At 68.7% G+C, this 23733-nt stretch carries 25 protein-coding genes; 21 read left to right on the top strand and 4 right to left on the bottom strand.

Annotated elements, in window-relative coordinates; all coding sequences use genetic code 11:
• Positions 1-14: 14 nt before the first annotated feature.
• From bioB to ACRXBZ_RS37220, 5 genes are all read left to right on the top strand, one after another.
• Complete coding sequence (bioB, locus tag ACRXBZ_RS37240) at positions 15-1097, top strand: biotin synthase BioB (protein ID WP_433883071.1); 1083 nt, start codon at positions 15-17, stop codon at positions 1095-1097.
• 1 nt (position 1098) lies between these two features.
• Positions 1099-2358 (top strand): adenosylmethionine--8-amino-7-oxononanoate transaminase, encoded by a 1260-nt coding sequence (locus ACRXBZ_RS37235; RefSeq protein ID WP_433883070.1) that lies wholly within the window; start codon positions 1099-1101, stop codon positions 2356-2358.
• Positions 2355-3494, top strand: coding sequence for an 8-amino-7-oxononanoate synthase (locus ACRXBZ_RS37230; RefSeq protein ID WP_433883069.1), 1140 nt, complete (start codon positions 2355-2357; stop codon positions 3492-3494). The genes ACRXBZ_RS37235 and ACRXBZ_RS37230 overlap by 4 nt, the downstream gene beginning before the upstream one ends.
• Positions 3491-4246 carry a dethiobiotin synthase gene (gene bioD / locus ACRXBZ_RS37225; protein WP_433883068.1) on the top strand — a complete coding sequence of 252 codons (756 nt, stop codon included), beginning with the start codon at positions 3491-3493 and terminating at the stop codon, positions 4244-4246. The genes ACRXBZ_RS37230 and bioD overlap by 4 nt, the downstream gene beginning before the upstream one ends.
• A 1022-nt stretch (positions 4247-5268) precedes the next feature.
• Positions 5269-6021, top strand: a complete 753-nt coding sequence (locus ACRXBZ_RS37220) for a thioesterase II family protein (RefSeq protein WP_433883067.1) — start codon at positions 5269-5271, stop codon at positions 6019-6021.
• An 88-nt stretch (positions 6022-6109) separates the two neighbouring features.
• Here the strand turns inward: ACRXBZ_RS37220 and ACRXBZ_RS37215 are convergent, their stop codons facing one another.
• Together ACRXBZ_RS37215 and ACRXBZ_RS37210 are read right to left on the bottom strand one after the other, a co-directional pair.
• Positions 6110-7291, bottom strand: a complete 1182-nt coding sequence (locus ACRXBZ_RS37215; protein ID WP_433883066.1) for a mandelate racemase/muconate lactonizing enzyme family protein — start codon at positions 7289-7291, stop codon at positions 6110-6112.
• A 72-nt stretch (positions 7292-7363) separates the two neighbouring features.
• Positions 7364-8686 (bottom strand): MFS transporter, encoded by a 1323-nt coding sequence (locus ACRXBZ_RS37210; protein ID WP_433883065.1) that lies wholly within the window; start codon positions 8684-8686, stop codon positions 7364-7366.
• A gap of 319 nt (positions 8687-9005) precedes the next feature.
• Here ACRXBZ_RS37210 and ACRXBZ_RS37205 point away from each other — a divergent pair, with 319 nt between their 5' ends.
• The 6 genes from ACRXBZ_RS37205 to ACRXBZ_RS37180 are packed head-to-tail and all read left to right on the top strand — an operon-like array spanning position 9006 to position 14409.
• Positions 9006-9893 carry an SDR family NAD(P)-dependent oxidoreductase gene (locus ACRXBZ_RS37205; RefSeq protein ID WP_433883064.1) on the top strand — a complete coding sequence of 296 codons (888 nt, stop codon included), beginning with the start codon at positions 9006-9008 and terminating at the stop codon, positions 9891-9893.
• An 18-nt stretch (positions 9894-9911) separates the two neighbouring features.
• Positions 9912-10664: an RraA family protein gene (locus ACRXBZ_RS37200; RefSeq protein WP_433883063.1), complete on the top strand. Its 753-nt coding sequence runs from the start codon at positions 9912-9914 to the stop codon at positions 10662-10664.
• Positions 10661-11164: a nuclear transport factor 2 family protein gene (locus ACRXBZ_RS37195; RefSeq protein WP_433883062.1), complete on the top strand. Its 504-nt coding sequence runs from the start codon at positions 10661-10663 to the stop codon at positions 11162-11164. The genes ACRXBZ_RS37200 and ACRXBZ_RS37195 overlap by 4 nt, the downstream gene beginning before the upstream one ends.
• Positions 11165-11178: 14 nt before the next feature.
• Positions 11179-12690, top strand: coding sequence for an aldehyde dehydrogenase (NADP(+)) (locus ACRXBZ_RS37190; RefSeq protein WP_433883061.1), 1512 nt, complete (start codon positions 11179-11181; stop codon positions 12688-12690).
• Positions 12687-13550, top strand: a complete 864-nt coding sequence (locus ACRXBZ_RS37185) for an aldose 1-epimerase family protein (protein WP_433883060.1) — start codon at positions 12687-12689, stop codon at positions 13548-13550. The genes ACRXBZ_RS37190 and ACRXBZ_RS37185 overlap by 4 nt, the downstream gene beginning before the upstream one ends.
• Positions 13551-13569: 19 nt before the next feature.
• Positions 13570-14409 (top strand): fumarylacetoacetate hydrolase family protein, encoded by an 840-nt coding sequence (locus ACRXBZ_RS37180; protein ID WP_433883059.1) that lies wholly within the window; start codon positions 13570-13572, stop codon positions 14407-14409.
• Here ACRXBZ_RS37180 and ACRXBZ_RS37175 read toward each other — a convergent pair.
• Positions 14388-15197: an IclR family transcriptional regulator gene (locus tag ACRXBZ_RS37175; protein WP_433883058.1), complete on the bottom strand. Its 810-nt coding sequence runs from the start codon at positions 15195-15197 to the stop codon at positions 14388-14390. The two genes, ACRXBZ_RS37180 and ACRXBZ_RS37175, sit on opposite strands and share 22 nt — an antisense overlap.
• A gap of 378 nt (positions 15198-15575) precedes the next feature.
• On the opposite strand from ACRXBZ_RS37175, the gene ACRXBZ_RS37170 reads away from it, so the two are divergent.
• The 5 genes from ACRXBZ_RS37170 to ACRXBZ_RS37150 all read left to right on the top strand — a co-directional run bounded on the left by ACRXBZ_RS37170 (position 15576) and on the right by ACRXBZ_RS37150 (position 20007).
• A complete protein-coding gene (locus ACRXBZ_RS37170) occupies positions 15576-15776 on the top strand; it encodes a hypothetical protein (RefSeq protein WP_433883057.1) in 201 nt (66 codons plus the stop codon).
• A 137-nt stretch (positions 15777-15913) separates the two neighbouring features.
• Positions 15914-16153: a hypothetical protein gene (locus ACRXBZ_RS37165; RefSeq protein ID WP_433883056.1), complete on the top strand. Its 240-nt coding sequence runs from the start codon at positions 15914-15916 to the stop codon at positions 16151-16153.
• A 142-nt stretch (positions 16154-16295) separates the two neighbouring features.
• Positions 16296-17066, top strand: a complete 771-nt coding sequence (locus ACRXBZ_RS37160) for an HAD family hydrolase (RefSeq protein WP_433883055.1) — start codon at positions 16296-16298, stop codon at positions 17064-17066.
• A 20-nt stretch (positions 17067-17086) separates the two neighbouring features.
• Entirely contained in the window at positions 17087-19459 is a 2373-nt protein-coding gene (locus ACRXBZ_RS37155; RefSeq protein WP_433883054.1) for a glycoside hydrolase family 65 protein, read from the top strand.
• Between the two features lie 359 nt (positions 19460-19818).
• On the top strand, positions 19819-20007 hold the full coding sequence (locus ACRXBZ_RS37150) for an alpha/beta fold hydrolase (protein ID WP_433884178.1): 189 nt from the start codon (positions 19819-19821) through the stop codon (positions 20005-20007).
• Between the two features lie 169 nt (positions 20008-20176).
• Here the strand turns inward: ACRXBZ_RS37150 and ACRXBZ_RS37145 are convergent, their stop codons facing one another.
• The gene (locus tag ACRXBZ_RS37145) at positions 20177-20569 is read right to left on the bottom strand and encodes a zinc ribbon domain-containing protein (RefSeq protein WP_433884090.1); all 393 of its coding nucleotides are present in this window, start codon (positions 20567-20569) and stop codon (positions 20177-20179) included.
• Between the two features lie 120 nt (positions 20570-20689).
• On the opposite strand from ACRXBZ_RS37145, the gene ACRXBZ_RS37140 reads away from it, so the two are divergent.
• The 5 genes from ACRXBZ_RS37140 to ACRXBZ_RS37120 are packed head-to-tail and all read left to right on the top strand — an operon-like array spanning position 20690 to position 23702.
• Positions 20690-21301, top strand: coding sequence for an ABC transporter permease (locus ACRXBZ_RS37140; protein ID WP_433883053.1), 612 nt, complete (start codon positions 20690-20692; stop codon positions 21299-21301).
• A complete protein-coding gene (locus ACRXBZ_RS37135) occupies positions 21298-22005 on the top strand; it encodes a GntR family transcriptional regulator (RefSeq protein ID WP_433883052.1) in 708 nt (235 codons plus the stop codon). The genes ACRXBZ_RS37140 and ACRXBZ_RS37135 overlap by 4 nt, the downstream gene beginning before the upstream one ends.
• Positions 22002-22334, top strand: coding sequence for an ATP-binding cassette domain-containing protein (locus tag ACRXBZ_RS37130; protein WP_433883051.1), 333 nt, complete (start codon positions 22002-22004; stop codon positions 22332-22334). Before ACRXBZ_RS37135 ends, ACRXBZ_RS37130 begins: the two co-directional genes overlap by 4 nt.
• The gene (locus ACRXBZ_RS37125; protein ID WP_433883050.1) at positions 22307-23065 is read left to right on the top strand and encodes an oligopeptide/dipeptide ABC transporter ATP-binding protein; all 759 of its coding nucleotides are present in this window, start codon (positions 22307-22309) and stop codon (positions 23063-23065) included. The genes ACRXBZ_RS37130 and ACRXBZ_RS37125 overlap by 28 nt, the downstream gene beginning before the upstream one ends.
• A gap of 52 nt (positions 23066-23117) precedes the next feature.
• Positions 23118-23702 (top strand): aldehyde dehydrogenase family protein, encoded by a 585-nt coding sequence (locus tag ACRXBZ_RS37120; RefSeq protein WP_433883049.1) that lies wholly within the window; start codon positions 23118-23120, stop codon positions 23700-23702.
• Positions 23703-23733: the final 31 nt, after the last annotated feature.

The raw sequence follows: 23733 nt of genomic DNA, 5'->3' as shown, positions 1-23733 counted from the left end.
CCGGAGAAACAACGATGAGCGCCACCTTCCAGCACCTCGCCGATGCGATCCTCGCCGGAAACCCGGCCACGCCAGAAGACGCCCGCTCGGTGCTGCGCGCCGACGACGCCGAGCTGATGTCCGTCGTAGCCGCCGCCGGCCGGCTGCGCCGCGCGCACTTCGGCAACACGGTGAAGGTCAACTACCTGGTGAACCTCAAGTCGGGCCTGTGCCCGGAGAACTGCAACTACTGTTCGCAGGCGCTCGGCTCCAACGCCCCCATCCTCAAGTACTCGTGGCTGTCCAAGGACGAGACCCTCAAGCAGGCCGGTGCCGGGCTCAGGGGCGGCGCCAGCCGGGTGTGCCTGGTCTCCTCCGGCCGCGGACCGTCCACTCGGGACATCGACAAGGTCTCCGAAATGGTCGTGGCGCTGAAGGAGGAGTACCCAGGCGTCGAGGTCTGCGCCTGCCTGGGCCTGCTCGAGAACGGCCAGGCCGAGCGCCTCAAGGACGCCGGTGTGGACGCCTACAACCACAACATCAACACCGCCGAGAGCAACCACGCCAACATCGTCCAGACCCACACCTACGCCGACCGGGTGAACACCGTGGAGAAGGCGAAAGGTGCGGGGATCTCCCCCTGCTCTGGCCTGATCGCCGGCCTGGGTGAAACCGATGATCAGCTGGTCGAGGCGCTGTTCGCGCTCAGGGAACTGGGCTCCGACTCGATCCCGGTCAACTTCCTGATGCCGTTCGACGGCACCCCGTTCGAGAACACCTGGGAGCTCTCCCCCACTCGCTGCGTGAAGATCCTGGCGACGGCGCGCTTCGTCTGCCCGGACAAGGAGATCCGGATCGCCGGCGGCCGCGAGATGCACCTGCGTTCGCTGCAGTCGATCGCGCTGCAGGTCGCCAACTCGATCTTCCTCGGCGACTACCTCACCTCGGAGGGCCAGGACGCCAAGGCGGACCTCGAGATGATCCGGGACAACGGCTTCGTCGTCCTGGGCTCCGAAGAGGACCTCGCCCAGCAGGCCGAGCGGGCGGAGCGGGTGGAGCCGATCGATCCAGCCATCCGACGCCGCGGCGCGGGCACGGACGTCCTCCCCAACGCCTGACATGACCCCGGAAGCACTACTCGCCTTCGACCGCGAGCACCTGTGGCACCCGTACACATCGATGACCGACCCGACGCCGACCCGTCTGGTCACCGGCGCCTCGGGCAGCCGGATCACCCTCGACGGCGTCGGCGAGGTCGTCGACGGGATGGCGTCGTGGTGGTCGGCCATCCACGGCTACCGGCACCCCGTGCTCGACGAGGCGGTGCGCCGCCAGCTCGACCAGATGTCGCACGTGATGTTCGGCGGGCTCACCCATGAGCCTGCGGTCGAGCTGGCCCGGCGCCTGATCGACCTCACGCCCGCCGGTCTCGACCGCGTCTTCCTGGCCGACTCCGGGTCGGTGAGCGTCGAGGTGGCGATGAAGATGGCGCTGCAGTACCAGCGCGGTGTCGGCCGGCCGGAGCGGACCCGGTTCCTCACCGTCCGCGGCGGCTACCACGGCGACACCTTCGACTGCATGAGCGTGTGCGACCCCGACGGCGGGATGCACGCGATGTGGTCCGGCGTGCTGCCGGAGCAGGTGTTCGGCGAACGTCCACCCCGACTCGACAGCGACGTCGACAGTTGGGCTGCGGGCTTGCGGTCGCTCGCGGCAGAACACGAAGACCGGCTCGCCGGGCTGATCGTGGAACCGCTCCTGCAGGGCGCCGGCGGCATGCACCCCTACCCCGCGGACTGCCTGACGGTCTTCCGCGAGATCGCCGACGAGCACGGGCTGATACTGGTCTTCGACGAGATCGCCACCGGATTCGGCCGCACTGGCACACTTTTCGCCGCCGAGGCCGCTGGCGTGACGCCGGACGTGTTGTGCGTCGGCAAGGCGCTCACCGGCGGCTACCTGTCGCTGGCCGCCGCAGTTTGCACGGCGGAGGTCGCCCGTGGCCTGTCCGTCAGCGATTCCGGCGTTCTCATGCACGGCCCCACCTTCATGGGAAACCCGCTGGCCTGCGCGGTCGCCTCGGCCAGCCTTGACCTGCTGGCCAGCGGCGGCTGGGCGCGAGACGTGCGACGGATCAACACCGGGTTGCAGGCGCTGCACACGATCGACGCCGTCGAGGTGCGCACCCTCGGTGCAGTCGGCGTGGTCCAGCTCGACCACGCGGTAGACGTGGTCAAGGCGACCGAAGCCGCGCTGGCACAAGGCGTGTGGCTGCGTCCGTTCCGCGACCTGATCTACACCATGCCGCCCTACGTGTGCACCGACGATGACATCGCCGCCATCTGCGCCGGGATCGCGGCCGCTGCGGAGGTCGGATGAACACCTGGGCGGAGTGGTTCGCCGAACAGCGGGTCGTACGCGAGGATTCCGGCTTGCAGCGCACGCTGCGGCCGCGGGCGGCCGGCGACGACGTCATCGACCTCGCCAACAACGACTACCTGGGGTTGAGCGGCCACCCCGAGGTACGACGAGCGGCCGCCGACGCCGCCCTCACCTGGGGCGCCGGGGCGGGTGCCTCCCGGCTGGTGACCGGCACCACTACCCTGCACGCCGACCTGGAGCGCGAACTCGCCGAGTTCACCGGCCGCGAGGCGGCGCTGGTCTTCTCGACCGGATACCACGCCAACCTGTCCGCAGTGACCGTGCTCGCGGACAAGCAGTCAATGATCGTCTCCGACGCGCACGTGCACGCCTCGCTGATCGACGCCGCGCGGCTGTCTCGCGCGGCGATCGAGGTGGTCCCGCACAACGACGTTACCGCAGTCCGGGCCGCGTTGGCCGGGGCCGGCGGCAGGCGAGCGATCGTGCTGACCGAGTCGATCTTCTCCGTGCTCGGCGACGCCGCCCCGCTCGCGGACTTGGCCTCGGCCTGCGCCGACCACGACGCGCTCCTCATCGTCGACGAGGCGCACGGGCTCGGCGTAGTCGGCGACGGCGGCCGAGGACTGGTGCACGCCCACGGCATGGCCGACCACCCGAACGTGGTGATGACCGCGACGCTGTCGAAATCGCTCGGCGCGATGGGTGGTGCGGTGCTCGGCTCCGCTGCGCTGATCGACCACCTCACCAACCGGGCCCGCCCGTTCATCTTCGACACCGGGCTGGCACCGGCTCCCACCGCTGGCGCGCTGACCTCCCTCCGCCGGCTGCGCCGGCAACCGGATTTCCCGTCGCTGATCCACGAGCGTGGTGGTGAGCTGGCCGACCGACTCGGCGTGCAGCGGTCGGCGGGCGCTGTGCTCTCGGTGCCGATGCGGTCCCCGCAGGTCGCCGTCGCCGCGCAGGCCGCAGCCCTCTCGGCCGGGGTCCGGGTGGGGTGCTTCCGGCCGCCGTCGGTGCCGGACGGGATCTCCCGGCTGCGGATCACCACCCACGTCGGCCTCGACGACAAGCGCTGGGCACACGCGGTGGACGTGCTGACCCGCGTCATCGACGACCACGGACGGCAACCATGATCATCATCGTCACGGGCACCGACACCGGTGTCGGCAAGACTGTGGCCACCGCGGCGCTCGCGGCCCGCTCCGGACCGGGAACGATCGTCGTGAAGCCCGTGCAAACCGGCATCGGCACCGAAGAACCCGACATCTCCGTCGTGGCACGCCTGACCGGCTGCGAGGTCGCCGAGTTCACCCGGCTCGAAGACCCGCTCGCGCCGGACACGGCCGCCCGACTGCGCGGCATCGAGATCCCACCGATCAGCGAACACACCGCCCGCGTTCGCGAACTCGCCCGGACCCACGACCCCGTGATCGTCGAGGGCGCCGGCGGCATCCTGGTCCGCCTCGACGCCGACGGAGGCACCCTGCCTGACCTCGCCGTCGAACTCGCCCGGGATCACCCGGTGCAGGTGTACGTCGTGACCCGCGTCGGACTCGGAACCCTCAACCACACCGAGCTCACCGTGAACACCCTGCGTTCACGAGGCCTGGAACCGGCGGGACTGGTGCTCGGCGCGGTGCCGAAAGCGCTCGGCCTGGCCGAGGAGTGCAACCTCGCCGAGCTACCCCGCGTCACCGGAGTGCCGATCGTGGCCGCCCTCCCGGACGGCGTCGGCGGTCTCGATCCGGAGCACTTCCAGACGCAGGTCGACTCCTTCTTCGTGCGCCACAACACGCCCAAACCAGCCAAGTGCAGCCAGCGATGCTGTGCCCGCGAGATCGACGGAAACACCAACGCACGAAGCTGCTCCGTGGTCAGAACATGATGTTCAGCAACCAGTTCCAGCACCAGACGATCCCGAGGCGTCAGCTTTGCCCACGGCGCCCCGTCTGGCTCTCCGGCCGCCGCTTTGCGGGTGCGCACCCGCACAGTAGACGTGAAATGAGGCTGATTGTGACCAACCAGTCGGAGTCTGGTGCGGCGGTCCTTGTCCCCCGCCCTGACCTGCGGATCGTACTCACGGCTGGCGGCTTCTCGCACCTGACTGCACTCTAGCTCGTCGTTGTCGGCGACAGCCCTGGTGTCCACGAGAAGCAGACCCGCGACCCGTTGCGGCGCCGCCGCGGCGAAGGTCGCCACCTGGCCGTGAGTGATTTTGGGCGCCATAGCACCGAAAAACGCTCACGGTCCTCGGTCCTGCACCACGCACACCCAACCATCCGATATGGACACCGCACGACCAGCTGCCCAAGACGTCGCGACCGCTTCCGCCGGCGGCTCGGGCGGCGCGGAGCCCGGAAACAATCATCTAGATGATCCCCAGGTGTTGCGATCGAACGCGCGGCACGACTGTGCCGTCAGGTTGGCACGGTCGCCCTACCACCAGACCTCTCCCAGGCGCCCGCAGCGATGCGGCCAGCCACCGGTCTGATCCGACCTGCAATGCGAGCAGGCTAGCGCATGCGATGGCTTGGGCGATCAGCATCCCGCTAGTTTGACCCCGCCCAGTCATTTGAGGCGGCGGCGCCACATCCGACGCGTGGGCATCTTTGACAGTGTTGCAATGACCGAGGCAAAGCAAATCAGCGAGACATACAAGATGCCGACCAAGCCAGCGCCCTGCGCTACCAATGAAATCCCCTGGAAACGCCGCTGACCCCCAGAAGCTTCGGCACACCCCCGGCCAATCTCTGTTGATCGGTGTGGGCCGGGCGATCGATGTCGGCAGGTTGGTGTTCACTGTTCGGCCGATGGCTGGCAACATCTCACTCCGGACGTGCGCGCGTGATGCCGTCGGGGGTTCGCGGCGTTCCGGCTCTTGACGACCATTCCGTGACGAGGGAGATCATGACCAACCGAGAGGGCACGTGGATCCGGCGGTTCCACCCGCGGCCGACCGCCGGGAACCGACTGGTGTGCTTCCCGCACGCGGGCGGGTCGGCGACCTACTTCTACCCGCTCTCGGCGGCGATGCCGCCTTCGGTCGAAGTGCTCGCCATCCAGTACCCCGGCCGGCAGGACCGCCACCAGGACCCGTTGGTCGATGACCTTGCCGTGTTGGCCGACACCGTCACGACGGTGCTGCTGGACTGCGCTGATCGGCCGCTGACCTTCTTCGGGCACAGTATGGGCGCGACCCTCGCGTTCGAGGTGGCGCGGCGGTTGGAGCGGATCGGCGTGGTTCCGGCAGGGCTGTTCGCCTCGGGCAGGCGCGCGCCCACCTGCCACCGCGAGGAAGCGATGCACCGCAGCAGCGACCAGGAGCTGCTCCGCGAAGTCGTGGAGCTCGGCGGCACCGAACCGCAGCTGATCGACGACGAGGTGGCACGCATGATCCTTCCCGCCCTCCGCAACGACTACCGGGCCGTGGAGACCTACCGGTACGAACCGGGCTCCGACTTGACCTGCCCGGTGATCGCGTTCATCGGGGATGCGGACCCGAAGGTGACCTCCTCGGAAGCCCAGGCGTGGGCCGGGCACACGACCGGCGAGTTCTTCCTCCGGATCTTCCCCGGCGGGCACTTCTACCTCAAAGAGCACAAGTCCGTCATCGTCAAAGCCATTTCCGACCACATCCTCACGGCGGGCGCGCAGCGCTGACCCGCCATGATGGACGCCTTGCCCGCCGCCTGCACTGGCACCACGGCGGCGGGCAACTCCGCGCGGCCACGAGCACCCGCAGGTCCTCTTAGCCGTCCCCGCCTCCCGACCGCACCAGTACGCTGTGGTCCTCCAGCCGGTGCGCGCGCAGCCAGTCCTCGTCGACCGTCACGCCGAGACCGGCGCCGTCCGGGATGGCGACCGTGCCGTTCTCGGGCTTGATCGGCGTGGCGAGCACACCTTCGCGCAGTGGGTTGACCCCGCGGTCGAACTCGAAGATCAGCGGCTGGCCGCCGGCCATGCCGAACGGGGCCCGCGGGACCGCCGACAGTAGTTGCAGGGTGGCGGCCTGGGCAACACCCGTGCCCCAGCAGTGCGGGGACAGGTGCAGGTTCCATGTGGCCGCGAGTTGGCGGATCGCCTGGGCTTCGGTGAAACCGCCGCACTTGGCGATGTCCGGCTGCACGATGTCGAACCGCTGCTCGGCGATGGGGTCGCGGAAGCCGTACCTCGTGTACAGCGCCTCGCCCCCGGACAGCGGCACGCCCAGGTCGTGCAGTGATCGCCATCCCACCGCGTCTTCCGGCGGCAGCGGCTCCTCCACCCAGTACGGGTCGAGGTCGCGGATGCGCTCGAGCGAGCGGCGGAGGGTGGCCCTGGTGTTGTTGGCGTTGTAGTCGACGATAACCAGCCCGTCCTCGCCCATGAGCTCGCGGGTGATCGCGGTGCGCGACCGGTCCTCTTCCGGGGAGATGCCGATCTTGATCTTCGCCGCGGTGAAGCCCTCGTCTGTGTGGGCGGCCATCCGGTCGCGGAACTCGCCGAGATCGCGGGTTGCCGTGACGTACCCCGACGAGGCGTAGGCGTCGACCCGGTTCCGGATGCGGCCGCCGAGCAGGCTTCCGACGGGAACGTCGAACATGCGGGCCTGGGCGTCCCAGAGCGCGACGTCGATCCCGCTTGCGGCCGCGATGTGCAGGCCCCCTCCGGAAAAGTGGTATCCGACCGAGAGCCGGTCGAGGATGCGGTCCTCGCGGATGTCGGCAGGTCGTCCGGCCAGTTGCCGCGCCTGTTCGGCGAGGAACGGCGCGTTCTGGCGCGGCGGCCCGAACGATTCGCCCCAGCCGACCACCCCCTCCGAGGTGGTGATCTTCACGATGGTCGCCACCCGCGCGGAGTTGATGACCTTCGAGGCGCCATAGCCCCCGTCCGGGAGCACGAACTCCAGGGGGAAGGTTTCGATCTCGGTGACGACGGGACGGGAGGGCATGGCGATCTTTCTTTCTCTGCGATGGTTTTCGGACGCCGCAAGCGGCTTCCGGGGTCCTTGCGCGCGTGCCGGTCAGGCGACGGGCGCCTCCGGCCGGACGTCCTGGCGCTGGCGGACCCCTGCCCAGATCACCAGAGCGCCGACCACGCCGAAACCTCCGGCGAGGACGAAGGCACCTGTGTAGGTACTGGTGGCGACGATGGCACCTGTGATGGACGGAGCGACGATGCCGGAGACGTTGCTCAGTCCGTGCATCAATCCGCCGGCACTGCCGACGTACTCCTTCGGAGCGGCGTCGTTGATGAGCGTCCAGTAGGCGGGGGCCGCGAGCATGAGGAACCCGACGGCCACGGTCATGAGGGTGACGGCGCTGGTGGCACTGGCGACCATGCCGGTGAGTCCCACGCACACGGAGCAGATCAGCAGGCAGGTCACGAGCACGACCTTGCGGGAGAAGAACTGCTTTCCGGTGCGCCTGAAGATGTAGTCGATCAAGTAGCCCCCGCCCATGTAGCCGAATGTTCCGGCGATCCACGGCAAGGCACTCACAACGGACATCCCGGCGAGGCTCACGCCCTGCGCGTCGACGAGAAAGCTCGGGAACCAGGTGAGGAAGAAGAAGAGGATGTAGTTGTAGCAGAACAGGGAAAGCGCGGTGGCCAGAATGGCGGGCTGGAGGATGGCTTTCCACATGGATGGCGCATCCCGATCGACCGCCTCGTCCTCGGCCTGCTCGACCTGGGTACCGGCCTCGATCTCAGCCAGCTCGGCGGGCGTGACGCGGGAGTTCTGGCGGGCGGTGTCCGTGGCGACGAAGTACCAGATCAGCGCCCATGTCAGCCCGATCAGCGCGATGACCACGAAGGCGACCCGCCAGCCGAAGTGGACCGCCAGAACACCGACGACGGGACCGGACAGCGCGCCTCCCAGCGGACCTCCGGCCTGGTTGATCCCGACCGAGCGTGCGCGTTCCTTGAGCGGGAACCAGTTGTTGACCACCTTGTTCGCAGTCGTGGAGATCGGGCCTTCGCCCACGCCGAACAGCACCCGCAGGACCAGCAGGCTCCAGAAGTTGAAGGCACCGGCCACGAGTCCGCACATCGTGGACCAAAGGATCATCGACCAGGCCATGACCTTCTTGGGGCCGATCTTGTCGGCCAGCACTCCACCCAAGAAGTTGAACAGCGCGTAACCGAGGAAGAAGCTGCTGAAGATGATCCCCTTCTCCGACGGGGTCAGGTGGAAGTCGTTGGCGATGAACGGCATCGCGACGGCGAGCGCCGAGCGATCCAGGTAGTTGATCACCATCGCCGTGGCGAGCAGGACCAGGATCGTCGTGCGGTACTTCTTGATCCTGGACTTCGGCGGCGTCATCGTCGTCGTTGACGCAGTCATCAGCACGTCCTTCTGTCGAAGTGGAAATTCCCGGCAGCCATGGCGCCTTCTCGCGCCATCCAGGCCATCTAGTCCCATTAAATGGGACTTTGGATCATTGAGCAAGACGGGTTAGACGGGGACTGTAAGGCACCGCGACGGCCTTGACAACACTCGCCAGCTCGACCTGGAGACGAACCTGTCTCAGATCAACGACAACGAGAGGCTAGCCTCAGGGTCGCGCCGACCAACGGCGGAACCCGTCGATCCAGCCATCTCAATGTTGCATTCATCGGGAATGCTTTCCATTAATCAGGACATACGTGTTAACGTGCCAATCATGTCGAACGCACCCTCCCGATGGCTGGCACCGGCCGTCACGACGGGACATGGACAGCTCGAGGGCCGGGTCGGCCTGGTGACCGGGGCCGGACGCAACATCGGTGCTGCAATCGCTCGCCGACTGGCGGCGGAGGGCATGGCCGTGGCCGTGGGCGACATCGACATCCGCTCTGCCGAGCAGGTGGTCCGCGCGATCCGGGACGCCGGTGGAACCGCGGTCGCCGCGGTGGGCGACCTGGCCGACGTCGATGCCGTGGACCAGCTCTTCGACGAGATCGAACGAGAGCTCGGCCCCGTCGACGCCCTGGTGAACAACGCCTACGCCCGGGTAGGTGCCACCTGCTTCGCCCCGTTCCTGAAGGTCGCGGTCGAGGACTGGCAGGCGTTCGTGGCGGCCAACACGACGATGTTCTTCGCTCCCGCGCAGCGGATGGCGCGCCGGTTGGCATCGCTAGGGGCGCCGGGCAGCATCGTCAACATCAGCTCCCACGGCGCGGCACGCGCGCACCGCGAGCACATCCCGTACGACTCGGTGAAGGGCGCCATGGAGTCCTTCACCCGGGCGGTGGCCGTCGACCTCGCTCCTTGGGGCATCCGTTGCAACTGCGTCCGGCCGGGCGCGGTCGCCGTCGAGGACGAGAAACTCGACTGGGGCGAGGAGGGCGATCTTCGCTCCGCCCAGATCCCGCTCGGACGCCCGGCGAGCCCGTCCGACGTCGCGGCCTCGGTGCTCTATCTGACTTCTGCCGAATCGTCCTATGTGACCGGTCAGATCTTCAACGTGGACGGCGGCATGGCCGTCCAGGCCCGTGCACCGCAGGTCGAGCCGCAACCGCCGGCCACCCCCGGCACCCTCACCGACGTCCCCTCCCGTCTCCGCGGCTGAGCAAGGAAGAGGCAACTCGTGACCGAAGAAGAGATCCGCCTGGACGCCGGCGTGTTCGACCAGCTGAGACTGGCCAGCACCGCGACCCTGGCCACCCAGCTGTACAGGCGCGGCATCCGCCAACCGTTCCTGGTGGGGTTGTCGTCGGTGGGCGACAAGTTCGAACCGTTCGCCGGCGAGGCGTTCACCATGCGCTTCATCCCCGCCCGCGAAGACGTCGACCCGATCGGCGACCCGTACCGCACTGGCAACGTTCTGCAGTGGGAGGCGGTGGAGACGATCGGCGAGAACCAGGTGCTCGTGGTCGACAGCCGCAACGACACCACAGCCGCCTCCGCCGGAGACATGCTGATCACGCGGGCCATGAAGCGCGGCGCTGCCGGGTTCATCACCGACGGCGCATTCCGCGACGGTCGTGCGATCGCCGAGCTCGGCTTTCCCGTGTATTCGCGGGCGATCACCGCGACCACCCGGCCGGCCTCGTTCCACGTGGCCGACCTCAACACACCGATCGGCTGTGCCGGAGTCGCGGTCTACCCCGGAGACGTGATCGTCGGCGACCTCGACGGCGTCGTCGTAGTCCCCCGCGCCCTGGCCGCCGAGATCGCCGAGCCCGCGGCCGAGCAGGAAGAGCTGGAGCAATGGCTGCACGCCAAGGTGCGCGCGGGCGCTTCCCTGTGGGGCACCTACCCGCCCGACGACGCCGTCCGGGCCGAATTCCGGGCCTGGAAAGCAAATCAGCACGCGACCACGAATGGAGCACCGCGGTGACCCGCTTCGCCGATCTCGACCCCGCAGCGCAACGCACCCTCATGGAAGAGCGGATTCGCGTCTACTTCGACGGCTGCAACGAAGCCGACGTGGACAAGATGGCCGCGCAGTTCACCGAGAACGCCGTGCACTACTTCCCGCCCGGGCTCGAGGGACCATGGGTGGGCAACCACACCATCGGCGAGAACTGGCGCCGCCTGGTGCTCACCGTCGGCTCCGCGTGGTCGATCGAGCGGATGATCCTCGAACCGGATTCGCTGCAGGGCGTCATCGAGTGGACCCACTGGAAGACCAGGATGAACGGCTACCTGCGCGGCGACGAGTGGTACAAGTTCGACCCGGAAACCGGGCTCATCACCGAGATCCGCGCGTTCTACGCGGCCTCCTCGGACGGTCGGGACGAGGTCACCATTGAGGGCTTCGACTACGCCGCCGAGGGCTACTGCCTCGCACCGCCGGTCGCCCGCCCGCACCCCGACGCCCAATACGCGACCTCGTGACAAAGGGATCCTCCGTGAACACCATCGACAGCATCGACCCGAGCACCGGGCACGTCGTGGAAGCCGTCGCCGAAGCGACCGCGCCCGGGCAGGTCGCCGAGATCGTCGCGGCCGCCGCGGCAGCAGCTGCACCGTTCGAAGCACTGGGGCGCGGATTCCGCGCCGGACTGCTGCGCGCCATCGGCGACGAGCTCGAACGACTTCGCGCCGAGATCGTCGCGCTCGGCATGCGCGAAACAGCACTCCCCGAGCCCCGGCTCAATGCCGAGCTCACCCGCACCGTCTACCAGGCCAACCTGTTCGCCGACGTCCTCGACGAAGGCAGCTACCTCGAGGCGACCATCGACCACGCCGGGGAGACCCCGATGGGCCCCGGCCCGGACCTGCGCCGGATGCTGACGCCGATCGGACCCGTGGCGGTGTTCGGCGCGAGCAACTTCCCGCTGGCGTTCTCAGTTCCCGGTGGCGACACCGTGTCGGCACTGGCCGGGGGCTGCCCGGTGGTCGTCAAAGCGCACAGCTCACACCCGGGGCTCTCGCTGCTCACCTTCCGGGCGATGGCGGCAGCCGCCGACCGGCTGAACGCCCCCACCGGCCTGCTGGGCATCGTGTTCGGCACCGAACCGGGCGCGGCGCTGGTCGCGCACCCCGGCATCAAGGCCGTCGGTTTCACCGGCTCCCTGGCGGGCGGCAAAGCGCTTATGGGGATCATCAATAACCGGGAAGAGCCGATCCCGTTCTACGGCGAATTGGCCGGTCTCAATCCGATCGTCGTCACCGAAGGCGCGGCGGCAGCCCGCGGCGAAACCATCGCCGCGGGGTTGGTGAACTCCGTCATCGGTTCCGGCGGGCAGCTCTGTACCAAGCCCGGCCTGGTCTTCGTCCCGCGCGGTCCCGCCGGAGACGCGCTCGTCGCCGAGGCCGCGCGGCTGGTTTCAGCCGCACCGGCCGCGACACTGCTCAACGCGCGGATCAGCGAGTCCTACCGGAGCACCAACGCCGCGCTGGACGCCTACCCCGACATCGAGGTCCTCGCCGAAGGCGGCCGGTCAACCGCGGCTGGTTTCACCGTCACGCCAAGGCTGTTGCAGGTCGACGCATCAAGGCTGCACGACCAGGAGTTGGCCGAGTGCTTCGGCCCGACCACGCTGATCGCCCGCTACGGCGCGGATCAGCCCGAAACCGCGCTCAGCGGACTACCGGCCTCGCTGACCGGCACGGTGCACGCGGAACCATCCGAGACCGACCGGATCCGGCATCTGTCCACATTGCTCAAAGAGAAGGCCGGGCGGCTGCTGTACAACGGTTTTCCCACCGGCGTCCTGGTGTCCTGGGCACAGCACCACGGCGGACCGTGGCCGTCGACGAACACCCTGCACACCTCGGTGGGCACCACCGCGATCCGGCGGTGGCTGCGTCCGGTGACCTGGCAGGACGCGCCCACCGAAGTGCTCCCGGAAGAACTGCGGGAGGACTACCCGCTGATCCCGCGGCGCATCGACGGCCGACTGGTCCTGCCGAGGTGATCAGGTTGGAGAGCTCGGCGCTGCGCGTGGCCGTGGCCACCCGCGGCGCCGAGCTGCAGTCGCTGCGCTCGCTCGCCGACGGGCACGAACACCTCTGGCAGGCCGGTCCGGAATGGCCCCGGCATGCGCCCTGGCTGTTCCCCGCGATCTGCCGCGTCCCGGAGGACCGGATCGAGGTCGCCGGGCGGAGCTGGCCCATGCCGGGCCACGGTTTCGCCCGGGATCTCGACTTCCGCGTCGACGAACTCGATGCACGTTCCGCCGTGCTGTCGTTGCACGACAGCCCCCGCACCCACCGGCACTACCCCTGCCGGTTCTCGCTGAGCATCCGGTACGAGCTCGTCGGCACCGCCGTGCTGGTCCACCTCACGGCCGCCAACCGGGACCGTCGGTCGATGCCGTTCAGCCTCGGCTTCCACCCGGCCTTCGCGTGGCCGCTTGACACCGCACCAGGGCCGCACGCGATCGCATTCGAGCGGCCGGAAGTGGCACCGACCCGGCGCGTCACCGACAACCTGCTCCGCGAGGAGCTCTTCGAGCCCGCCGCCCCGAACGGGTCGCTCGCACTAGACCGCGCGCACTTCGCCGACGGGGCGGTCATTCTCGAGCAGGCAGCAAGTCGCGGCATCCGCTACGAATCCCCATCGGGGCGGGCGGTGGAGATGGACTGGACGGGTTTCGACGCGCTGGCCATCTGGTCCCCGCCCGACGGCGACCTGCTCTGCGTCGAGCCGTGGCGGGGACTGCCCGCCAGAATCGGTGCCAGCAGCGACTTCGCGAGCCGCCCCGACCTGACCACCCTCGCGCCCGGAGAAGCAGCCGAATTCACCGTGCGCATCCGGCTCCACCCCGCACGCTGAACGACATCGGAGGAATCCCGTGCGTCTTGGCACGTTCCACGTAGGTGGAGGAGAATCCCTGCTCTACCAAGCCGAACCCGGCGCCCCGTGGTGCACCGCGAGTCCGGGCCTGGCGGAGCTCACCGGTGGTGCACCGATGACCTGCGGTGCACCGGTCGACGACCTGGAACCCGCACCGCGCCTGCCGTTCCGGCCGCGGACGATCTTCGGCATCGGGCTGAACTACCACGACACCGTCGCGGAAATGGGCTGGCAGACGCCCGAAGTCCCGTACCTCTTCCCGAAACTCTCCTCCAGCGCGATCGGCGACGGCGAGGCCGTGGTCGTGGACACCACGCTGTCCACCAGGGTGGACTGGGAAACCGAACTCGCCGTGATCATCGGCCGCCGAGCCCGGCATGTACCCGCCGAGAAAGCGCTCGACGTCGTCTTCGGCTACACGGTCGCAAACGACATCTCGGCCCGCGACCTGCAGGCCGAGGACGGGCAGTGGGTCCGGGGCAAGGGCCTGGACACGTTCTGCCCGCTCGGTCCCGTGGTCGTTACCGCCGACGAGGTCCCCGACCCGCAGGCGCTCGGCGTGCGGACCTGGGTCAACGGCGAGCAGGTGCAGGACGGCAGCACCGCCGACATGATCTTCGACGTGCGCGCTCTCATCGCCTACCTGAGCTCGTTCTTCACCCTGGAGCCCGGCGACGTCATCCTGACCGGAACACCCGCCGGCTGCGGCGACTTCCGGACCCCTCGGCTCGCCTTGCGCCCCGGCGACCGGCTCGAGTCCGAAGTGGAGGGAATCGGCCGGCTCGTGAACCCGGTCGTGGCGCCGGACCGGACGAATCAGGTCGTGGGAGCGACGTAGCCGAGAGCGGTGGAGAGCTCGGCGCAGCACTTCGCGACGAACGGTCCGTACTCGGCCAGCATCGGTTCGATGCGCTCGGCCACCCCCGCGACGCTGATGCTCGCCACCGGCAGCCCGGTGTGGTCGTACACCGCCGCGCCGCAGCAACAGCTCGAGGCATCGAAGTCGCGCCGATCCTCCGACCAACCCCGCTCCCGCGTGCGAACCACCTCGGTGTGCAGCGCGGACACTGTCGCCGCCGAGACCGGTGACTCCGGCGAGCGGACCAGTTCGACCAGCAGCTCCTCGAGCTTGGGATCGGGAAGCGCGGCGAGGTACGCACGGCCGAGAGAGGTGTTGTGCATCGGGCGCGCGGCCCCAAGCTCGGCTGTCACCGCGGCTGGTCGCGGGCCTCGCTCCCGGTGGATGAACACCATCGTCATGCCGTTGGGCACGGCCAGGCTGACGGTCTCCTGCGTCGACTCCACCAGTTCGCGCAGCGTCGGCGCGGCGGCATCGAGCAGGCTGGTGGAGTCGACCGCGGCGTTGGCCAACCGCACCGCGGCCGGGCCGAGCCGCCAATGCCCGGTGGCGGGCACCTGGCTGAGCCAGCCCAGGGTGCGGAGGCGATCCACCAGGCGGTAGGCGGTGCTGCGGGTCAGGCCGAGCGCTTCGGCCAGCTCGGCCGTGCTGGAGTTCCGCGCCTGCGCGAGGTGGTCGAGGATCGCCAGCCCGCGATCCAACGCACCGGGACCGGGTTCCCGCGCCTTGGCCGGCGCGCCCGGAGATCCGCCCTCGAACTCGCCCATCTTGCCTCCAAAGTCTCGTTCCCAATTAATGAGACTACCCCAGGAACTAGCGCCGACACCACGAGGGCAGGTACCCGAAGAGCCGCGCCCATCGAGATCGAATACCGACGAGTGGGACGCCCGAAGCATCGTCCCGCTGCGGACACGCACGGCGCTCCATCGACCGGGCTTGGAACCCAACAGCATGCTTCCGCACGACCGAAACCTGCCCCCAATAGCCAGACAAAGGGAAGCAGTCTCATTCCCACGACGTCACGTTGTCCATGCATTCCAACACCCACCTCGGCATCAGCCTCGCCGCGATGACGCACACCGCCGCTGCGGTTCCAGAGCCGCTGCACGCCTGCGACACGCACCGCCCGTGGCATACCGAGGGACGTGATCATCGAACCGCACCGCTTCACCGACGGAGCCGTGGTCGTCTCCGACGCACCCGGGCTCGGCGTCGAACTGGATCGCACGGCGCTGAAGGAGTTTCACCAGCGCTGGTTGAACAGCGATGTCCGAACCCGCGACGACGTGGCCGCCATGCGCGCCGCCGACCCGTCCTGGGTCGCACCTGCCAGCCCCCGCTGGTGACCTCTTCTGCCGGTGACCGCGATGACGCAACACCGCGTTCCCCGCACCTTCCCGGGGAGGGTGCGCGAGGTCGCCGCAGCCGCTCGTGGAATCCCGGCCCAGTTTCCAAGTCAACGCCGACGAAAGTAGCCGCCTCCATGAAAACCACCACCACCGACCACAGAGCCCTCGGAACAACTTCGGCGCTGGACAGCGCCGTCGCGAAGATCTTCCGCCGCATCGTGCCAATCTTCGCGATCATGATGCTGTGCAACCAGCTCAACCGATCCAACATCGGCTACGCGCAGGAGCACCTCGAAGCACGCCCTGACGAGCACTCTCGACGCCGAACAAGCAGCCGTGGTCGCCGAGTACGGCACAGCCCGGCCACCCGATGAGAACGCCGGGTGCGGTGGCTGCCCCGACCAGCTGCCACACCCGGCGCCCCGCCACGTCACGGGCGTGACCACGGCCGCGCAGAGCACCGGGCGCGGACCGGTCGACGTTTGGAGTCCTGCGCGTCCGGAAAAACCTTCGAGCATGGACCAGCCTGGGCGGGACCACGCCACGCAGCGTATCCGCGTGGCGCCGGAAAGGATCACCGCCTGCCTCTTCGACCTCGACGGCGTGCTGACCAGCACCGCCGCGCAGCATATGGCGGCCTGGCAGCAGACCTTCGACGCGTTCCTGCGGGAGCGGGAGGGCGAGCGCTTCTCGCCGTTCACAGAACGTGAGTACCTGGAGCACGTGGACGGGCGGCCGCGGGCGGACGGCGTGCGCCAGTTCCTCGCTTCCCGAGGCATCTCGCTGCCCGAAGGGCGTCACGACGACCCCCCGACTTCGGAAACGATCCACGGCCTGGGCAACCGGAAGAACGAGACCCTGCAAGCGATCATCCGAGAACGCGGGGTGACTCCGTATCCGGGGTCGGTGCGCTATCTGGAGGCGGCGCGGGACGCCGGCCTCGCCATCGGGGTGGTCACTTCCTCGGAGAACGGCGCGTCGGTGCTGGAGGCGGCGGGCCTGAGCCGCTTCGTGCAAGCCCGGATCGACGGCCTGGTGATCACCGAGCAAAAGCTGCGCGGCAAGCCGGAGCCGGACTCCTTCCTGGCCGGGGCTCGCTCGCTCGGCGTCGCGCCGGCCGCGGCGGCGGTCTTCGAGGACGCGCTGGCGGGTGTGCAGGCCGGCCGGGCCGGCGGGTTCGGGTGGGTGGTCGGCGTGGATCGCACCCACCACGCGGACGAGTTGCGGGCGCATGGCGCCGACGTCGTGGTGTCAGACCTGGCCGGCCTCCTGATCGTGGATCGTTGAAGCACGAGGTGGTGGACGACGTGACGACTCCTCGGCTACCGGGTTACGAGGTGGCCCCGTGGGAGCTGCGGTGGCGGTGGCTGGACCTGGACGCCCTGCGCCGCACCGAATCCACCTTCGCCCTGTCCAACGGCCACATCGGTTTCCGCGGCTCGTTCGAGGAAGGCGAGCCGCGCGGCCTGCCCGGTACGTACCTCAACGGCTTCTACGAGCGACGACCGCTGCCGTACGCCGAAGCCGGGTACGGCTACCCGGAGGACGGGCAGACCGTGGTCAACGTGACGGACGGCAAGATCATCCGGTTGCTGGTCGAGGACGAACCGGTGGACATGCGCTACGGCTCGGCCCCGCACCACGAGCGCGTGCTCGACTTCCGGTCGGGGACGCTGCGCCGCAACACCGAGTGGGTCTCGCCCACCGGCCGGCACGTGCGCATCACCTCGGAGCGCCTGGTCTCGTTCACCCAGCGCGCCATCGCCGCGATCCACTACGAGGTTGAGCCGTTGGACGGGCCTGCGCCGCTGGTGGTGCAGTCCGAACTGCTGGCCAACGAACCGATCGAACGGGACGTCGACGATCCTCGGGTGGCCGCCGTCCTGGAGGGCACGCTGATCTCGGACTTCGCCGTGGGCGAGGGCAGCTTCGCCGTGCTGGGCCACCACACCCGCCGGTCCGGCCTGCGCATGGCCGCGGCGATGGACCACGAGGTGGACGCACCCGGTCCGATGTGGACGGAGGACCGGATCGAGAGCGACCTGGCCCGGCTGACCGCGGCCGCCGAGGTGCCGCAGGGGCAGAAACTCGCGCTGACCAAGTACGTCGCGTACGGCTGGTCCAGCCAGCGGTCCCCGCAGGCCCTGCGAGCCCAGGTGGAGGCGGCGCTGGCCGGCGCCCGGCAGAGCGGCTGGCAGGGTCTGCTCGACGAGCAACGCGCCTACCTGGACGACTTCTGGGAAGCCGCGGACGTGGAGATCGACGGCGACGCGGAGCTGCAGCAGGCGGTCCGGTTCGCGCTGTTCCACGTGTTGCAGGCCGGTGCCCGCGGGGAGACCAGGGCGATCCCGGCGAAGGGGCTCACCGGACCCGGCTACGACGGGCACGCGTTCTGGGACACCGAGTCGTTCGTGCTGCCGCTGCTGACCTACACCGTCCCGGAGGCCGCCTGCAACGCACTGCAATGGCGTCACTCCACATTGGACAAGGCGCGGACCCGAGCTGCTCAGCTCGGCCAGGCCGGCGCCGCGTTCCCGTGGCGCTCGATCAACGGCGACGAGTGCTCCGGCTACTGGCCGGCCGGTACGGCGGCGTTCCACATCAACGCGGACGTCGCCGACGCCACGGCCCGCTACCTCGCGGCCACCGGGGACGAGGACTTCGAGGCCTCCGCCGGGCTGGAACTGCTGGTGGAGACGGCACGGCTGTGGACGTCCTTGGGACATCACGACGCGCACGGCCGGTTCCGCATCGACGGGGTCACCGGTCCCGACGAGTACACGGCCGTCGTCGACAACAACGTCTACACCAATCTGATGGCGCAGCGGAACCTGCACGAGGCGGCCGCCCACTGCGAGCTGCACCCGGAACTGGCCAGCAGGCTGGGCGTGGACGAGGAGGAGACGGCCCGCTGGCGGGACGCCGCCGACCGGGTGGTCGTGCCTTACGACGACGCGCTCGAGGTGCACTCGCAGTCCGAGGGGTTCACCAAGCACGCCCACTGGGACTTCGCGAACACACCCCCGGAGGACTACCCGCTGCTGCTGCACTACCCGTACTTCGACCTCTACCGCAAGCAAGTGGTCAAGCAAGCGGACCTGGTGCTGGCCATGTTTCTGCGCGGGGACGCCTTCACCCCGGAAGAGAAGGCAAGGAATGTGGCGTATTACGAGGCGCTGACGGTGCGGGACTCATCGCTGTCTTCGTCCGTGCAGGCGGTGCTCAACGCCGAGGTCGGCCACCTCGAACTGGCCTATGACTACTTCGCCGAGGCGGCCCTGGCGGATTTGCACGACATCTACCAGAACGTGCGCCAGGGACTGCACATCGCCGCGCTGGCCGGTGCGTGGATCGCCGCGGTCGCCGGGTTCGGCGGGTTGCGGGACCACGGCGGCGAGCTGAGCTTCGCGCCCCGGCTGCCGCCCGCGCTCAGCCGCATCTCGTTCCGGCTGTGCTTCGCCGACAGCCGGATCTGCGTCACCATCCACCACGACGAGGCGATCTACGCGCTGCGCCACGGTGAGCCGGTGCGGACTTCGCACCACGGCCAATCGATCCTGCTCACAAAAGACCAGCCAATCACCTTGCCGATACCACCGCCGCCGGAAAACCCACCGCCCCGCCAGCCCGCCGGGCGCGCTCCGACCCGCCGCCGGCTCCAACCGACTCCCGGGGGCTGAGGCCCGTCCCGGGTCGCAGGCCCCACCACCAGATGGGCGGCGAGTTCAACCAGGAGCTGGTAAACAACTCGGCCGGTAAGGACCGAGCTTTTTAGCGGCTCGGTCCGTAGGGGCTTTGCTTGCGCTCCCGTCTCACCGCTGGCTGTGATGAGACGGGTCCTCCGCTCATGCCCTCGACTCGGGGCCACTTCACATGATCTCCACGGAAGCGGTCGCGACGTCTTGGGCAGCTGGTCGTGCGGTGTCCACATCGGATGGTTGGGTGTGCGTGGTGCAGGACAAAGGTCCGTGAGCGGTTTTCGGTGCTATGGCACCCAAAACCACTCACGGCCAGGTGGCGACCTTCGCCGCGGCGGCGCGTGGGATTGGTAGCGGAAAGTCCGGCCGCCGACATCCTGGCCCTGCTGGACCGGTTGGAGCTGCCGCAGGTCGTCCTGGGCGGATGCTCGATGGGCGGCTCCGGTCGTCGCCAGCGTCCGAGTCCCTGTGCGGGCGGGAACAACGTGGTCGTCGACGAGCACGTAGAGTGCGGTCAGGAGGGTGTTTAGTTCTTTATTCACACATTGATCTTGAAACACCCTTCTCCGCTACCCACTCACCGACCCCTCCCTTCACGTGATCTTCACGGAATCAAGCATCTAACCGGTGGGATCGGGCATGTTGACAAATACCCACGCCGAGCGTGCGCGGTCGCGCACGTTGACCCCGGCGACGACGTCAGCGGGTCCAGCGAGACCACACCGACGACACGAGAAAAAGTCCCGATCGGGCCTGTTGGCCCGATCGGTGTGCGGGCCTGTTGGCCCGATCGGTGTGACCACACAGCGGGCAGTGCTGCGAGCTGTAGTGCGCGTCCACCTCGATCACGGGAACACCTACACGCCGGGCTCTGTAGGCGACGTAGTCCCCCGAGCCGGGCAAACGGCCAGGAGGATTGCGTGGCCCGCTGGTCGCGTCGAACCGTGACCCGCTCGCGGATACCGCCGAGTGCTTCAAGGGCGATTCCGCGTTCGGTGCGTTGGGCGAGGTGAGACCGCCGGGGCGCGCACGTGTGATGACCAGCGTCCGCGCGACGCTCACCGTCACCACCGCCACGAGCAGACCGCCCATGACGGCCGCGACGACCGCAGCAGCCGTGCCTAGACCCCCGGTCAACACAGCGGCACTGCCGTCCAACTGCCCGATGCACATCCGTACCCCAGCCGGCTGCTGGACGGCGGCCGGTTCTCGGTGTCGATCGCGGCGATCACGCTCGCCATCTCGGCGGTGACCGGCACGTTGATCGGTATCGTGTGCGCGCGGCGCGGCGGCGTGCTCGACGAGTTCGTCATGCGCGTCACGGACGTGCTGCTGGCCTTCCCCGAGGTCATCGTCGCGATGTTCCTGGTGTCGGTGCTGGGGACCAACTACCTGACCCTGGTGCTTGCGCTGGTGATCAGCGGCTGGACCCCGTTCGCCCGGCTCGCCCGCGGGCTTGCCGTGGAGGTGTCCGCGCGGGACTTCGTAGAGGCGGCGCGGGCGCTCGGTTGCTCGAAACCGTTCATCATGTTCCGCCACGTGCTGCCGAACGTGCTCGGCCCGCTGCTGGCACACGCCGCGAGCCGCTTCGGCCACAAGCTGATCACCGTGGGCGCGCTGTCCTTCCTCGGCCTCGGCGTGCAGCCCCCGGATGCCGACTGGGGTTCCATGCTCGCAGACGGGCAGCCCTACCTGACCCGCGCTTCCTGGCTGGTGATCTACCCAGGCCTGGCCATCTTCGTGACCGCGCTGAGCATCACATTGATAGGTCAGGGCATCAACGCCCGGCGGAGCAGCCGCAACAGACCCGAGGAGCAGCCGTGAGCTCGCCCAAACGCAAACCCGAGCCGCGTGTCCCGAAACCCACGCTGGCCGCCGTAGTCACGTCGCAGATCCGGGAGCGGATCGTCGCGGGCGCCTACCCGCCCGGAACGCAGTTCAACGAGGGCGAGCTGGCCGCGCGCTTCGCAACCAGCCGCGGACCCGTTCGCGAGGCGCTGCAACGGCTGGTGCAGGAAGGGCTGCTGACCAGCACACCGCACAAGGGCATCGCCGTGCGGGTGCTGATCGCCGACGATCTGGACGACCTGTACTTCGCCCGCGCAGCCGTCGAACGCGCCGCGCTGCAGCGGTTGACCGCGCGCGGGGCGCCCGCCACGCTCATCGCGAACCTGGAACAGGCGGTGGAACAGCTCGCGCAGGCGGTGGACAACGAGGACTGGGATCACGTGTCGGCCGCCGACCTCCGGTTCCACCAGCACCTCGTCAACGCCGCGAGGAGCGAACGTCTCTCCCTGATGTACGCCTCGCTGGCCGACCAGACCCGGCTCGGCCTCAACCTGATGCTCGGCACCTACAAGGGGCACACCGACCTGGTCGACGAGCACCGGGAACTCCTCAAGCTGCTCAGCTCCGGCGACCGCCAGGCGCTGCTGGACGCCTTGGACAGGCACTTCGGCGACGCGATGATCACCTTGCGCCACCACATCGACACCCAGTTGCCGCCCGAACCGGGGAGGCGGACATGACTGAACTGCTCACAGTGGACAACCTCTCGGTCGAATCCCCTTCGGGCGCGCGGATCCTCGATGGCGTTTCGCTGTCCATCGGGGAAGGTGAAGTCCTGGCCGTCGTCGGCGAATCGGGCTCCGGCAAGAGCATGACCGCGATGTCGCTCATCCGCCTGCTCCCGACGCCGCTGACCGCCAGCGCCGACGGCATGGCGCTGGCCGGCCAGGACCTGCTGCGCGCCACGGACAAGGAGATGAACTCCATCCGCGGCGGCCGCATCGGAGCGCTCTTCCAGTCGACGGCATGGAGATCAGCCAGTTGCGCCGCGCGGAACGCAAGCTGCTGACGCGCACCGCGCAGTTGGTCTTCCAAGACCCGCATGCCGCGATGGACCCGCGCATGACCATCGGCGAAAGCCTCACGGCCGTGCTCGCGCAACACGGGATCGGGACCAAGCACCAGCGCGTTCAGGCGGTTTCCGAAGCCCTCGCCGAGGTCGGACTGGACGACGGCTACCTGAACCGCTATCCGCGCGAGTGCTCCGGTGGGCAGTTGCAGCGCGTGGTCATCGCCCGCGCGTTGCTGCTGCGACCGAAGCTGCTCATCTGCGACGAGCCGACCTCGGCGCTCGACGCTTCGGTGCAGGCGAGGATCCTGAACCTGCTGCACCGCCTGCACCGCGAACACCAGCTCACGATGGTGATGATCTCGCACGACCTGCGCGTCGTGCGGTTCATCGGCAACCGCGTAGCGGTCATGTACCTCGGCCAGATCGTCGAAGTCGCCGGCCGCGAAGACCTCTTCCGGAAGTCCTGCCACCCGTACACGCTGGCGCTGCTCGCGTCCGCGGGGGAATCCACGCTGGTGGAGGCCACCGCCGCGGCGATGGGCGAGCCACCCTCGTCCGTCCACGTCCCGGCGGGATGCCGCTTCCACCCCCGATGTCCGATCGCGACCGACCGATGCCGCTCACAAGCTCCCGAACCCCGGGAAATCGGGCCAGGCCACCAAGTGCGGTGCCACCGCTGGAACGAAGCGCGCAGCGCGCTCGCAGCCGAGGGGGCCGGGACTCGATGACCACGACAACGAGCGACACCACGAGTGCCGTCGCCACGCCGGTTGCCTTTCAGTGCAACGTGTTTTCGTCGACGCCATCCGCTACGGCGAGATTCTCCGGCGCGTCGTCGACGCAGCGGAGGCGCTGGTGGTCGGCAGCAAGAAAGATCGAGCCACGAACATCGGTCCCCTCGTCAGCAAAACCGAGGCCAAGCGCGTCGAGCGCTGGATCGGCGAGGCCGTGGCGGCCGGAGCGATCCTGCACACCGGTGGACGACGACGCGGCACCTTCGTGACGCCCGCCGTCCTCACCGACGTCCCGGCGGATGCCGCGCTCCGGAACGAAGAGATCTTCGGCCCGGTCGTCCTGCTTGAACCCTTCTCCGACCTGACGGCGGCGATCAACTCCGCGAACGGCGTGGACACCGGACTGCACGCCGGTGTCTTCACTCACGACATCCGGCGCGCCATGACGATCGCCAACGCGCTGACCGTCGGTGCCGTAATGATCAATTCCAGCCCCGACTTCCGCATCGACGCCATGCCCTTCGGCGGTTTCAAACGCTCGGGCATCGGCAGGGAGGGCATCGAGTCAGCGGTGGAGCAACTCACCGAACCCAAGATCGTCGCGATCAACACCGGGTCCGCACTGGAATGATCCCCCCAAAAAAAGAGCGCGTGCCCCCCTT

It is taken from the genome of Saccharopolyspora hattusasensis (assembly GCF_050972075.1).
Classification (GTDB): domain Bacteria; phylum Actinomycetota; class Actinomycetes; order Mycobacteriales; family Pseudonocardiaceae; genus Saccharopolyspora; species Saccharopolyspora hattusasensis.
The sequence above is the reverse complement of the archived record's forward strand: the minus strand, read 5'-3'. Positions and strand labels throughout refer to the sequence as shown.